The following is a 12,556-nucleotide window of genomic DNA, read 5'->3' on the forward strand; positions in this document are numbered from 1 at the left end:
CTTGGTCGGTTCCGTGACGTCGGTCGTCTCGGTGGCCGCGGTCGACGTCGGGGTCGTTTCCTCAGCCGGAGGGGCGACGGACGCGACCGGGGGCTCGACCTCCGGTCGCTCAGTCTTGGGCTTGGTGGCCTTTCGGGCCTTCGGCTTGGGTGGAGCGGGCTCGGGGGCGAGGATGGCTCCCGAAGCGGTCGGGCGGCCAAGTTTCGGCTCCAGCGGAATGGGTTGCTGGGCCTGATGCGGGTGCTGATCGCCGACGTAGAGCTTGAGCTTCGACATCATGTGCCGGCCCATCTTGGACTTCGGCATCATGCGGCGAATGGCTTCGTAGAGGATGCGTTCGGGGTGGCGCTGGAAGAGTTTCCAGGCGACTTCTTCTTTCTGGCCGCCCGGGTAGCCGCTGTAGCGCTGGTAGACGACCTGCTGCCACTTGTTGCCGGTGAAGACAACCTTGTCGACGTTGGTGACGATGACGTAGTCACCCGTGTCGATATGGGGGGTATAGGTCGGGCGATGCTTGCCCATCAGGATGGGGGCAATCTGGGCGGCAAGACGGCCGACAACGGCATCGGTCGCGTCGATGACATACCACTGAGGGGCCAGTTCGTTGGCCTTGGCCTGATAACACTTCATCATGGTCGGAGTGACCCAAGTCGTAGGTCGAAGCACGTGACCGGACGGTGAAGACCGGCATGGCAAAACGACTAGGATACCGACGGATCGATCGAAATTCAAGTCACGTGATGCGAAACTCCAGGTTCGAACGATCAGGAGACGAGGGCCGGATCGATCGGGGCAGAGTCTTCAGGAAGTCGGGGACGACGGAAGGAGACGGGTCGTTCCCACTCGACCCGAGGTTCGGGGAAGTCGCGGCGGGTATGAGTGCCTCGCGACTCCTCGCGGGCCGAGGCCCCGGCGATGATCAGGTGGGCGACGGTGAGCATGTTCTGAAGGACCCAGCCGTCGGGGTTGTCGAAGCTCTGGTCGAGGACGTATCGGCACCAGAAAGCGACCTGGCGGGCGGCCTCGTCGAGCCCTCGGGCGTCTCGGGTGATGCCGACATTGCGCCACATCTGGGCACGGAGCGAGTTGCGGATGTCGGCCAGGTCGAGTGGTTCGTGGGCGACCTCGTGGCGATCGACGGCGATGGGAGGAACTTCCAGGAGGGAGGGGATGGGACCGTGGAGGGATCGGTTGATGTCCTCGGCCGCTCGGGCCCCGTAGACGAGGCCTTCGAGCAGGCTGTTCGAGGCCAGGCGATTCGCGCCGTGGAGGCCCGAGCTGGTGACCTCGCCCGCAGCCCAAAGGCCGGGGACGTCGGTCCGGCCGTCGAGGTCGACGGTGATGCCGCCGATCATGTAATGGGCCCCGGGACGAATGGGAATTTGATCCCGAGTAATGTCCAGGCCGAACCCGAGCAGGAGCGTGTCAATGCTGGGGAACCGTCGGCGGACGAGGGCGGGATCAAGGTGCGAGAGGTCAAGGAAGACACACGGGTGCTGTGTGCGGGCCATCTGGGCGACAATGGCGCGTGAGACGTCGTCGCGGGGGGCGAGTTCGGCATCGGGGTGGTATTCGGGCATGAACCGGTGGCCGTTGCAGTCTCGCAGGTAGGCCCCTTCGCCTCGGATGGCTTCGGTCAGGAGATGGCGAGACGATCCGGCAATGTAGAGGACCGTCGGGTGGAACTGGATGAATTCCATGTCACGCAACTCGGCCCCGGCGCGGTAGGCGAGAGCGTGACCGTCGCCGGTGGCGATGGGGGGATTGGTCGACTCTCGGTAGAGCTGCCCGGCCCCTCCGGTCGCCAGGAGGGTGGCCCTGGCCCAGATCAAGGACGGTCCTCGGCGGCGGTCCCAGACGATGGCTCCTCGGCATCGGCCCTCGAAGGTCAGGAGGTCGATGGTGAAGCTGTTCTGCCAGATCCGGACATTCGAGCGTGACTGAGTCTGGGCGACGACGGCCCGCATCACCTCTCGGCCGGTGGCGTCTCCGAGCGCGTGGACGATTCGAGCGTGGGAATGACCTCCTTCGAGGCCGAGGGCGACCTGACCGTTGACCTGGTCGAAGACGGTCCCCCAGTCAATGAGTTCGGCAATGCGGCCCGGCGCTTCTCGGACAACGGTTTCGACCACGTTCCGATCGCAGAGTCCCTTGCCCGCAGCGAGCGTGTCGGCCACGTGGTCATCGAAGTGGTCTTCGGGATCGAGGACCGAGGCGATGCCGCCCTGAGCGTAGGTGCTGTTGCTTTCTCGGATCTGGTCCTTGGTGACGACGAGGACTCGAGCCGACGGATCGACACCGAGCGCGGTGCGGAGTCCGGCCAGTCCGCCACCGATGATCAGGACATCGGCGAAATGGTGGGGCAGGTCTCTTGGGTCGAACGGGATCAGGTAACGTCGGGGAAGCTCAAGCGAAGCGATCATCGGGAGAGGGTTTCCGATGTCGGGGTCGGGCGATGAAGGATCGAACTCAACTCCGGCCGGCGTTGACCGACGAGTAAGATCATCTGATCTTAACACGAAGGAGCAGATGTGGAACCAAGGGGTTGCCGGTTTCGGAATCGAGTCAGGGTGGGGAGTCATGGGAGAAGGCCGGAGGGACACCGCCTCCGGCCTTCTCGACATGGTTGTCTGATCGAGTGGTGATGAGGTCGTCGGAAGAGCGGCCGCGGCACGCCTCAGGGATTTCCCCCCGATCGCCCTGGGGCCGGATTGCCGCGACCCTCCGACGCGGGGGGATTGGTGTCGGAGAGCCGACGCTGGTAGGCCTCGACGAGCTTCCGGAGCTGAGGAGGCGGTGGAGTTCCGCCGCCCTGTCGGCTCATGCCGAGGTTATCGTTGACCCCGGTGCCCTGGGAGCGTCTCGCCCCATCGCTCTGCCGGACCCCAGAGAGCGGGTCGGGAACGACCCGATTTGGGTCGATCGTCCCTGACTGGGACTCCAGATCGACTTCCAGTTCCCGCCCTTCGCCCGCTGGGCCTTCGGGAGGTCCGGAGAAGCGTTCGACGAACTGAGACATCTCCTCACGGGTCATTCCGGTGAGGTCTTCGAGCTTTCGCGTCTGGTCCTCATCCTGGAGGGCTTCGCGGATCCGACGAAGCTTCTGGTCCCTCGCGTCGATGGATTCGGGAATGGGAGCTTCGCGACCGACCTCGGGGGGACCGTCCGGCGTGGGCGGGGGCTCGCTGAGGTCCTTCGCTTCCGGAAGCCTTGGAGGCAGTTTCGCCTGGCCGACCTCCCCTTGAGGATCGCCCATGCTTTCGCCCGGCTGGCTTCCGGGCTGATTCGGTTCACCTTGCTGACCTTCGCCTTGACGCTGGTCGCCTTGCTGACCTTCGCCTTGACGTTGGTCGCCTTGCTGGCCTTCGCCCTGGCGTTGCTGGCCTTCGCCTTGACGTTGGTCGCCTTGCTGACCCTCGCCCTGGCGTTGCTGACCTTCGCCCTGGCGCTGGTCGCCTTGCTGGCCTTCGCCCTGGCGTTGCTGGCCTTCGCCCTGGCGCTGGTCACCTTGCTGACCTTCGCCTTGACGTTGGTCGCCTTGCTGACCTTCGCCTTGACGTTGGTCGCCTTGCTGACCTTCGCCTTGACGCTGGTCACCTTGCTGGCCTTCGCCTTGACGTTGCTGACCTTCGCCTTGACGTTGCTGACCTTCGCCCTGGCGCTGGTCACCTTGCTGACCTTCGCCCTGACGCTGGTCGCCTTGCTGACCTTCGCCTTGACGTTGGTCGCCCTGGTTGGGGGGGGGCTCTTGACGATCCTGATCGAGCGCGTTGAGCATGCGGTCGAGCTTTTCCTGCTCTTCAGGCGAGAGCGGGCGGTCGTCGGGACGGGATTGCTCGTTGCGGGGGGTGCCGTCGGAGTTCTTGGGTTGAGAGGGATCAGATGGAGTTTGCCCCTCGGTTCCGGAAGACCCCCCGCCTTGCTGACCCTGGCCCTGACCATTCTGGGAGGGTTGCTGGTCGGGTGGGGGGGTACCTTGTGGGGATTCGGGTTGCTCGCCGGCGGGTTCCTCTGGAGCGTCACGGGGAGGAGTGGGATCCTGAGGAGGAGGCTCCTGCTGCCCCGAGCCGTCACGAGGAGGTTGATCCTCAGGAGGAGTCTGTTGTTCGTTAGGATTGGGTGATTCCGGTTCCTCGATCGGATCGATGATCTCCAGGACGCGGCGGCTCGTCTGGACCTCTTGGGCAGTCGGGGAGCGGTTGTCGCGAACCTCGGCCCAGTAGGTCAGTCGATCACCAGCACGGGCGCCGATTGCCTCGAGATCGAGCGCTTCGACGTGATCAAGGGATCGAGACGCTTCCTTGCCTTCCAGCAGATCTTGAGGGTCGAGGATGGCGGCACCCTCACGCTCCAGGTGCAGAGTGGCTGAGGAGAGGCCGAAGTCGTCAGAGGCGGTCAGTGCGAGCGCGATCCGGGAATTACTCGGGACCTCGATCCGCTCTGGCTCGGGCTGGATAAAGCGGACTTCGGGGACGCGGTCGGGAAGGGCCTCGATGTCGTAGACGACGGGTTCGGGGTTCAACTGCCCCTCGGTCGTCTCGAATTTGATGGAGTATGACCCATTCTCCTCGACCTTGAACCGGCCGGTCAGTTCCTGAGGGTTGTCTCGGGAAACGACAAGGCGAGACGTCCCCAACGCGCCAAGGTCAAGATTACCGTTTCGGGCGGGCTGGTTCGTAGTGGCGCGGACCGTCACCATCGTGCCTTCGAGCGCCCGGATATTGCCGCCCTCCACCCCTTCTCGATCGGGAACACTCGTATAATCCGGGAAATCGAGGTCGTGGACGACCGAAACCACCCGAGGAGCGGGCAACACGGTGAGGCGGTACTGTTTCGTCTCGAAGTCGTTGGCGGAGAGGTAATAGATCAAATCTTGCTGAACATTGCGGAGAGTGACCGACCAGGGGTCGTAGCGTTGCTCTCCTTCATCAAGACTTGTCGAAGCGAAGTACTCTCCTCCATCGCTGCTGTAATGAAGGCGAACTTCGTCTGGACGAATGCCTCGGTAGTCGACCTCGGCCTCGAAAGTGACATTGGAACCAGAAACGACACGAGAGAGTTCCTCGTCATCTCCGGGTTTAATGTTGATGAGCCGCGTATTCGTTGGCCGGGCGACATCGGCGAGAAGCGCACGCCGCGCCGAGTCGAGCACGTTCTTTGGGGTCAGGACCACGTAGAGGCAGAACAAGACCACAACGGCGGCCAGGGCGTAGAACGATTTCGTGAGATATCGTTGATCGACCGCCGCTTCCACCTGCACGTCCGCCAGATCTCGGACGGCTCGGGCTTCCAGCGTGCGAAGGACCGCAGGGGGCAGTTCGGCCCGATGGCGACGCAGGTCAATATAATTGAGCAAGCTGTTTTTGAATCGAGCGTCGTATGCCTCAATCGTGCAGGCGGCGTAGAAACTGTTCACCGAAGAAAGCAGGGGTCGCACCACGTACCGAACGAACGCGTAGCCGCCACCCAGCAGGGCTCCGAACAGGATCACGGCCCGGACCGACCACGGAAGCCCGATCCAGTGATCGAGGACGATCTCCAGCAGTAGCAGGCCGAGGATGCCGGTGATCATCACCACCAAGGCGGTGAAGACTTCGGTTGCTCGGATGCGAGAACGGGTCAGATGCAGTTGATGATCCACAAACTGCTCGTAGTCAAGCATCCTGCCTTGCTGCTGCGGCTCGGTGCCCAGGGCCATGGCGCTGCCTCCCAATCTGCCTGCGAGCGGATCGTCTGCATCCGGATCGGCGGTCATCCTGCGAATCATTCTATACGACACGAGAGTCAGGAACAGTTCGAATCCGACTCTTGTCCGACAATCCGAGTCGGGGTGAGATGTTAGCGTGCGAACGGAATCCAGGTGCCGTCGGGATTGAGCACCTCATTGGGCCGGAACCGAGCTTTGTAGGAGAGGGATCGGCACTCGGCCACGAAATAGCCAAGGTAGACATGCTTCCGTCCCTGTTCGGCGGCTCGATCAAGCAGTCGGAGAATGTTCCACGTGCCCGGGGAGCGGTTGAGAATTGCGTGGTCGTAGACAAAATAAATGGCCGATAACGCGCCGGGAAGAACATCGACGAAGCCGGCCCCGATCAATCGGCCGTCGATCCGATAAAGCCATTGTTCGGTCGGGATGGGATTATCGAGAAAGGCGTCCTGAAAGTCCTCGGGGGCGTCGAGTTCGTGGCTGGGCCATCCCCGGAGTTCTTGCTGCCGGAGATGGTAGCGATCGTAAAGGTCGAGGACCTCCGGATCGGGAAGACCGGAGGCGGCCTGAATGGTGAGCTCCAGGGAGTCGAGGTTCCGCGCCCGTACGCGCTTCATGCTCCGATCGAGCCGAAATCGGCTGGCATCAACCCGGAGCGAGCGACACTTTGTACATCCGAGACAGCGAGGACGAAACAAGGTCCGACCGAATCGACGCCAGCCAGACTGGAGCCGCCGAAGATAATCGTCGGGCTCCATGGTCCCGACGATCTCGAACTCCATTCGGGCGGATTGTGACGGAACGTAACTGCAAGGCCGGATTCGAGACACGACATGAGCGGTAATATCCATAAGATTCCGAGCGGGACAAAGGGTGACACGATCGAAATCGACGGTTGAACACGCTCCGAGCACTCGAGACGCTGCAGATCAAACGCCTCAGGAACAGAATTCCATTCCTGAACTCGGTCGGAGGACTGGTTGAAGCAGACCTTCACCCTGGTCATAATAGCCGCTCAATGACCGGCCACCCAGGCCCGGATCGCAAAACCGGCCGAGCGAGGCGTCGATGCGACTGGCGTTCAGCACCAATGCGTACATGCGTTTTCCCTTCGACGAAGCTGCCGAGCGGATTGCTGCGCTCGGTTACGAAGGGCTCGAACTCATGGCCGATGTTCCCCACGCCTGGCCGGCGGGTTTGCTCGACGGAACCAAGCAGGCGATCGTTCAGAGCATGCAGCGGCATTCGCTCCAGTTTTCGAACGTCAACGCCTTCATGATGAACGCCATTGCCGACCATCGGCAACCTTACTGGTATCCCTCGTTCATTGAGACTGACGAGGGATACCGCCGCGTTCGGATTGATCATACCCGACGATCACTTGACCTGTGTGCGGAGCTGGGTGCTCCCCATATCACGACCGAGCCGGGCGGCCCGATCGCTCCGGGCCAGTCGCGGCAAGAGGCGATCGATTTGTTCGTCGAGGTGCTCAAACCGCTGGCTGAACATGCAGGAAATCGCGGAGTATTGCTCCTGATCGAGCCAGAACCAGGTCTCCTGCTCGAAACTACGGATCAGTATCTTGAAGTCGCCGAGCGAGTGAACTCCCCCTCGCTTGGCCTAAACTTTGACGTGGGGCACGCCTACTGCATGGCCGAGGATTTGCCTGTTCAAATCGCCAAGCTCGCCCATCTCACCAAGCACTATCACGTTGAGGACATCGCGGCCTCCCGAGTGCATCATCACCTTGTCCCCGGAACGGGTGCGATCGATTTTCCGGGAGTCTTTGAGGCGATCCGAAAGACCGGATACGACGGTTGGGTGACGGTGGAACTCTACCCCTTCGTCGACGATCCCGACGAGGCGGCCCGGGAGGCGATTGAGCGCCTGCGGCCCCTGGTTGAGACCCCTGCCGGTGCCGGATGAACCGCCTTTCCATGCGATTGAAACCGTATTTTCAACTGGTTCGACTCCCGAACGTCTTTACGGCCGCCGCCGATAGCCTGAGTGGTTGGCTGCTCGTCGGCGGGCTCCTGGTCGATGCAGACAGCTGGCTGCCTCTGGTCGTTGCCTCGATGGCGATCTATGCGGCGGGGATCGCCTTGAACGATGTCTTCGACCTGGAACTCGACCGTGTCGAACGCCCTGGCCGTCCTCTGCCCTCCGGCAAGGTGTCGAAACTGTTTGCGGTCGGCCTGGCGGTGTGCTTGATGGCGATGGGGCTGATGTCTGCCAGCATGGTTGGGGTTCGACCTGCAATCGTCGCAGGGGGGCTCATCACCTGCGTGGTCGCTTACGATGCGGGACTGCGTCGAACGATCCTCGGTCCTGAACTGATGGGACTTTGCCGGGGCTTGAATGTCTTCCTCGGCATGAGCCTGGCCCCCCAGTTCGGCGGCCCGGCCGCTTGGACGGTCGCGGCAGCCATGACCGTGTTCATCGTCGGAGTGACCTGGATCAGTCGCTTTGAAACGGAAGTCGGCCGCCGAGCGGCTTCGGCTTCGGGCCTGCTGCTTCAGTCAGTCGGGATCACCGCTTTGTTCGGCGCAGGGTTATCCGCAGAATCGTTCCCGAGCCCCTGGACCGACCGCCCGAGCGTTCCCGTGCTCGGAATCGTGATCCTCGCCCTCGTCTCGTCTCGAATTCTCTGGGCCAGTGGTCGAGCCGTTCTCGAACCCAGGCCCGAGACGTTGCAACGGGCTGTGAAGGTCGGCGTCCTCTCCTTAATCTGGCTCCATGTGGGGGTTCTGGCCTGCGTCCGAGAGCCGACCTCGGCCCTGGCCGTGGCAGCGCTCTGGCTTCCGGCCTCGCTGGCGGCTCGATGGATTTACTCGACCTGACCAGAAGGTTGCGAGGGGAAGGTTGCGAGGGAGCCGATGCTGATCGGGAATCAATCACGGCCTTGGACGCGCGACTCGTCTGGTGCAAGACTGAGAACCTCTGAAGGTTGCGTCGGTCCTCAACCGATCGTCGAGGCCTTCCTGAGCAAGATGCCGAGGTGACGATGTCTGATCGTGTCGTGCTCTTGACGATTCCCCAGCTTCGGTGTCGGGATGTGACACCCGGGGGACTCGGATCGCTGGAACGCCTGACTTCCCGAGGGTCAATGACCTCGGCGGTTCCGCCGTTCCCGGGGCTGGCGTCGTCGGCGTTCGCCACACTGATGACGGGCCTTGAACCTCGGGAACATGGCCTGATTGGGAACATCTTCCTGGACCGTGTTGCCCGAAACGTGGTGACGGTTCCCCTGCCCGACTCGGCCGTCCTGGGTCGGAAACTCTGGCACATGGCCCGCGAAGAACGTCCCGACGCCCGGGTGATGCTCTGGTTTACTCCAGACACCCGAGGTGCCGACGTGGACCTGATGGCCTGGGTCGATCGCCCTCGCCAGCTTCACACCGTCCCCGAGACACTGCAGGAACGACTGGAAACCGCGCTCGGTCCGTTCCCGAAGGAGGATCAGACCGACGAACCAACCTTCGAGCCGGCGAGCACCTGGGTGCTCCAAAGCGCCGCTCAGATCATCCGAGACGAACGTCCCGATCTGGCCGTCGTCCGCGTCCCCTACCTTGGTCAAATTGCCCGCCGCTATGGCCCCGATGGCCGCCACGCCGGTCGAGCGATCCGATCGCTTGACGCAATGCTCACCGACTTTCTCAAGTCCCTTCCTGAAGGGACCGCCGTCGTCGCCGTGACCGAGTCGATTGTCACACCGGTGACAGAGACCATTTACCCGAACCGCATCCTGCGCGATCTCGGTTTGCTGAAGATGGAGACCCTGCCCTCTGGGGGGCTCGGTGTCGATCTCGCACATTCCCCGGCCTTCGCGTTGGCCGATCATCAACTCTGCCACATCTATTTCAATGATTCTTCCGTCGCGGGGACGGTGGCCTCGACCTTTTCCGGGGCTCACAGTGACGGCGTGGCGCTGGTGGTTGCCTCAGACGAACAACGGAACCTGCTGGGGCTCGATCATCCCAGGGCCGGCGATGTCGTCCTTGTCGCCTGCCCGGATTCCTGGTTTGCCCCGTCGTGGTGGATCTCTGATGAGGAACGACCCGTCGTTGTGACAGAGTCATCCATTCCCATTGGCGATTCGACGTTACTGAACCCCGACCATGTCCGAGGCTCCCTCGGCGCCCCGCCGCCGAGCGACCTGTACATCGGCGTCCTCATCTGCTCCGAGCCGGGAATGATCACGGTGAATGAGGAGCGCCCCTGCTCCAGTTCCGAGGTCGTCCGCCTTGTGCTCGACTTGCTCAGGCGGTGAGTTCTCCGTCAACAGATCGTGGTCGGGAAGCCGCATCCGGCGTGACACCTCGACGGAGCCTCGCGAGAGATTCAAGTCGAGAAGGAACCGACGAGAACCAAGCAGTAGAAGAAGGCGATGGTCAGGGCGAGGCTGAGGATGAACATGGTTGCAGCCCGTCTCCAACGCATATGAAGGCAGGAACGGGCCGCAACGGCGAAAAGAAGCGACATGACTCCAAGGATCGCAAAGGACCCCATGAGCATGATCCCGGCCGCGTCGGGATGGGAGATGATGCCAAAGCCTTCGAGTTCCGCCGAGACGAACAACATCAGGCCGAAGCCGAAGAACCCGAATAATGCAAGGGCAGCAAGTGCGAGGGGAACGGCGAGGACGAGCCCGAGCCTCGACGACCTGCGACCCACGGTGTCGCGATCATCGCGCGGGTGGGTCGTCGGGGGGGAATACGGATTCGAGGGTTCGGTCATGGTGAATCCCGTGGGCCCCGAATCGGAGGATCCCAAGAGTTCGAGCTATCAGCACCCTCGTCAGGCTCCTGGATTCGTCCCTGGATCGCAGATCAGACCGCCGAGGGTTCTCCCTGTGCAGCCCTCGGGGTGTACGAGAACCGCGAGCACTGCGAGAAGAAGGTGAGCGGATTGTCGTAGACGAGAGTCTTGATGGTGGCGTCGTCGTGACCCCGGGCACGCATCTCGAAGATGAATTCCGGGACGGCCAGGGGATCGCTGTGACCCCAGTCGCCGGCTGAATTCACCATGATCCGCTCGGTGCCGTAGACCTCGATCAGGTCGGCGGCACGGGCGGGGGTGCATTTGGTGGTGGGGTAGAGGGTCATGCCGACCCAGTGGCCGGCGTCGAGCGCGGGCTTGATCGTGTGCTCTTCGACGTGGTCAATGCAGACTCGTTCCGGAGCGATGGTGTCGCGGTACTCGCGGACCATGTCGAGAATCATCCGGGTCCCCTTGTACTTGTCCACCAGGTGCGGCGTGTGGACGAGTACCAGTTCATCAAGCTTCGCGGCGACGTCGAGATGTTCCAGGAACACGGTCGCCTCGTTCGGCGTGTTCTTGTTCAAGCCGATCTCGCCGATGCCGAGCACCTCGGGGTTGTCGATGAATTCCGGGATCATGGCGATGACCGCGCGGGCGAGTTCGACATCCTCAGCCTCCTTCGCATTGATGCAAAGCCAGGTCCGATGCTCGATCCCGTGGGCCATGGACCGCTTTCGTTCAAACGCCGTGAGCTGTCGAAAGTAGTCTCGGAACCCTTCCGGCCCTGACCGATCAAATCCGGCCCAGAATGCCGGTTCGCTAATGAGCACACAGCCGGCCAGCGCCATGCGCTTGTAGTCATCGGTGGTCCGACTGACCATGTGAATATGCGGGTCGATGTAATCCATGATGCCCTTTGCTCCTGAGTGACCAAGGTGTGAGGTCGTCGCAACGTACGAAGGGCAACGCTTGACCCGGGCCACGGAGCCCCGGAAGCCTTGTGTGCGTTCAATTTCAGGTTACCACGAGAACCCTCCCCGGGAAAACGCCGAGCTGAGGTGCCAGACCTTCTCACACCGCAACACGATCGGCAATGGTCTGCAGATCGACGATTGCGGCCCGATCTTTCGCGGTGTCGACCAGATCGCAAATCAAGTCGATGGATCGGAACTCAGGGTCTTCGACCAGCAAGCACGAGGGATGGGCAAGGAAATCGAAGACCGCCCCTCGATCAATCGCCCAGGAGATGCAGCGGCGGAGGGATTCAAGGAAGGCATCGAGCGGCCACCGGCTGGTCCGGAACGCGCCGACATCGCTGATCGGGCTCATGGGAATCTCGATCAGGCCCGAAGGATAACGGAACGGCTGGGCTTCGGCCTGAGCGTTGACGATCGCATCGAGCAAGGTATCATCGGGGGCTGTGCCGGGTTCGCTTGAGGAATGGGAAGGATACTTGCTGCTGACCCAACGATAGCCCTGGTCTATTAGCAAGCGTTGAATGTCGGGCCGTTGAGCGATCCCTTCGTGGAACCCGCCCGGAGTTCGAAACCCGGCCACCTCAATGCCGAGCCGGGTGCGCAGGGCACGATCGGCAAGCCGAACGTTTTCGCGGAGAACCTCCTCGATGGTACGACCTTCGATCAGCCAAGGAGCCCGTTGAAATCGGAACTGGATGGCTCCGGGTTCCGTGGCCAGAAGGTTGACGTGATCGTAGGTATGGTTCCCGATCGGATGCCCGGCCTCGGCGATCTGCTCAAGCCAGGAGACGTCTTCCTGCTCCATCGTCTGGCCAAGGGCGAAGAAGTGGAGCTTACCCCCGCGATCGGCGACCCGACGGGCGGCTTCCACGGCGTATTGCTTTGTGTCCCGGTCCAGATTCCCCTTCTCGTAATCCCAATGAAACTGGTCGCGGGTCGGGTACTGGCGAGACATCTCGAGGTCAAGCGTGATCGCCACCATCGCCTGTCCTGGCTCGGTCTCTCGTGCTTGGACTCGGGTCTTCGGTACGGCGCTCGCGAGTGTGGAAAGGGCGGTGGCTTCGGCCAGGAATTGCCGTCGGTCGATCATAACAACACTCTTTGGGTCATC

Annotated in this window: 9 protein-coding genes and 1 pseudogene; 3 read left to right on the plus strand and 7 right to left on the minus strand. The window is 62.3% G+C overall.

The window, feature by feature from the left end:
- Positions 1-207 precede the first annotated feature (207 nt).
- The 4 genes and pseudogenes from rplM to HG800_RS10205 form a co-directional block, all read right to left on the minus strand.
- Positions 208-633: pseudogene (gene rplM, locus HG800_RS10190) on the minus strand (50S ribosomal protein L13); the annotation flags it as partial.
- Between the two features lie 131 nt (positions 634-764).
- Positions 765-2,423: an L-aspartate oxidase gene (nadB, locus tag HG800_RS10195; protein WP_169976514.1), complete on the minus strand. Its 1,659-nt coding sequence runs from the start codon at positions 2,421-2,423 to the stop codon at positions 765-767.
- A gap of 254 nt (positions 2,424-2,677) precedes the next feature.
- The gene (locus tag HG800_RS10200; RefSeq protein ID WP_169976516.1) at positions 2,678-5,698 is read right to left on the minus strand and encodes a DUF4175 family protein; all 3,021 of its coding nucleotides are present in this window, start codon (positions 5,696-5,698) and stop codon (positions 2,678-2,680) included.
- 140 nt (positions 5,699-5,838) lie between these two features.
- Positions 5,839-6,558, minus strand: a complete 720-nt coding sequence (locus HG800_RS10205; RefSeq protein WP_169976519.1) for an arginyltransferase — start codon at positions 6,556-6,558, stop codon at positions 5,839-5,841.
- A 217-nt stretch (positions 6,559-6,775) separates the two neighbouring features.
- Between HG800_RS10205 and HG800_RS10210 the strand changes: the two genes are divergently transcribed.
- From HG800_RS10210 to HG800_RS10220, 3 genes are all read left to right on the plus strand, one after another.
- Positions 6,776-7,633, plus strand: coding sequence for a sugar phosphate isomerase/epimerase family protein (locus HG800_RS10210; protein ID WP_169976521.1), 858 nt, complete (start codon positions 6,776-6,778; stop codon positions 7,631-7,633).
- Positions 7,634-7,644: 11 nt separating this feature from the next.
- Positions 7,645-8,547 carry a UbiA family prenyltransferase gene (locus HG800_RS10215; protein WP_169976523.1) on the plus strand — a complete coding sequence of 301 codons (903 nt, stop codon included), beginning with the start codon at positions 7,645-7,647 and terminating at the stop codon, positions 8,545-8,547.
- A gap of 164 nt (positions 8,548-8,711) precedes the next feature.
- Entirely contained in the window at positions 8,712-9,977 is a 1,266-nt protein-coding gene (locus HG800_RS10220; RefSeq protein ID WP_169976525.1) for an alkaline phosphatase family protein, read from the plus strand.
- A 71-nt stretch (positions 9,978-10,048) separates the two neighbouring features.
- Here HG800_RS10220 and HG800_RS10225 read toward each other — a convergent pair whose 3' ends face one another.
- The 3 genes from HG800_RS10225 to HG800_RS10235 form a co-directional block, all read right to left on the minus strand.
- Positions 10,049-10,444, minus strand: coding sequence for a hypothetical protein (locus HG800_RS10225; RefSeq protein ID WP_169976527.1), 396 nt, complete (start codon positions 10,442-10,444; stop codon positions 10,049-10,051).
- Between the two features lie 92 nt (positions 10,445-10,536).
- Positions 10,537-11,376: a TatD family hydrolase gene (locus HG800_RS10230; protein ID WP_169976529.1), complete on the minus strand. Its 840-nt coding sequence runs from the start codon at positions 11,374-11,376 to the stop codon at positions 10,537-10,539.
- 163 nt (positions 11,377-11,539) lie between these two features.
- Positions 11,540-12,535, minus strand: coding sequence for a polysaccharide deacetylase family protein (locus HG800_RS10235; protein ID WP_169976531.1), 996 nt, complete (start codon positions 12,533-12,535; stop codon positions 11,540-11,542).
- Between the last annotated feature and the right edge of the window lie 21 nt (positions 12,536-12,556).

Origin of the sequence: Tautonia rosea (genome assembly GCF_012958305.1) — a bacterium.
Lineage (GTDB): Bacteria > Planctomycetota > Planctomycetia > Isosphaerales > Isosphaeraceae > Tautonia > Tautonia rosea.

Coding starts and splice junctions, on each gene's coding strand:
- nadB (WP_169976514.1), bottom strand. CDS start 2,423: ATGATCGCTTCGCTTGAGCTTCCCCGACGTTACCTGATCCCGTTCGAC.
- HG800_RS10200 (WP_169976516.1), bottom strand. CDS start 5,698: ATGGCCCTGGGCACCGAGCCGCAGCAGCAAGGCAGGATGCTTGACTAC.
- HG800_RS10205 (WP_169976519.1), bottom strand. CDS start 6,558: ATGGATATTACCGCTCATGTCGTGTCTCGAATCCGGCCTTGCAGTTAC.
- HG800_RS10210 (WP_169976521.1), top strand. CDS start 6,776: ATGCGACTGGCGTTCAGCACCAATGCGTACATGCGTTTTCCCTTCGAC.
- HG800_RS10215 (WP_169976523.1), top strand. CDS start 7,645: ATGCGATTGAAACCGTATTTTCAACTGGTTCGACTCCCGAACGTCTTT.
- HG800_RS10220 (WP_169976525.1), top strand. CDS start 8,712: ATGTCTGATCGTGTCGTGCTCTTGACGATTCCCCAGCTTCGGTGTCGG.
- HG800_RS10225 (WP_169976527.1), bottom strand. CDS start 10,444: ATGACCGAACCCTCGAATCCGTATTCCCCCCCGACGACCCACCCGCGC.
- HG800_RS10230 (WP_169976529.1), bottom strand. CDS start 11,376: ATGGATTACATCGACCCGCATATTCACATGGTCAGTCGGACCACCGAT.
- HG800_RS10235 (WP_169976531.1), bottom strand. CDS start 12,535: ATGATCGACCGACGGCAATTCCTGGCCGAAGCCACCGCCCTTTCCACA.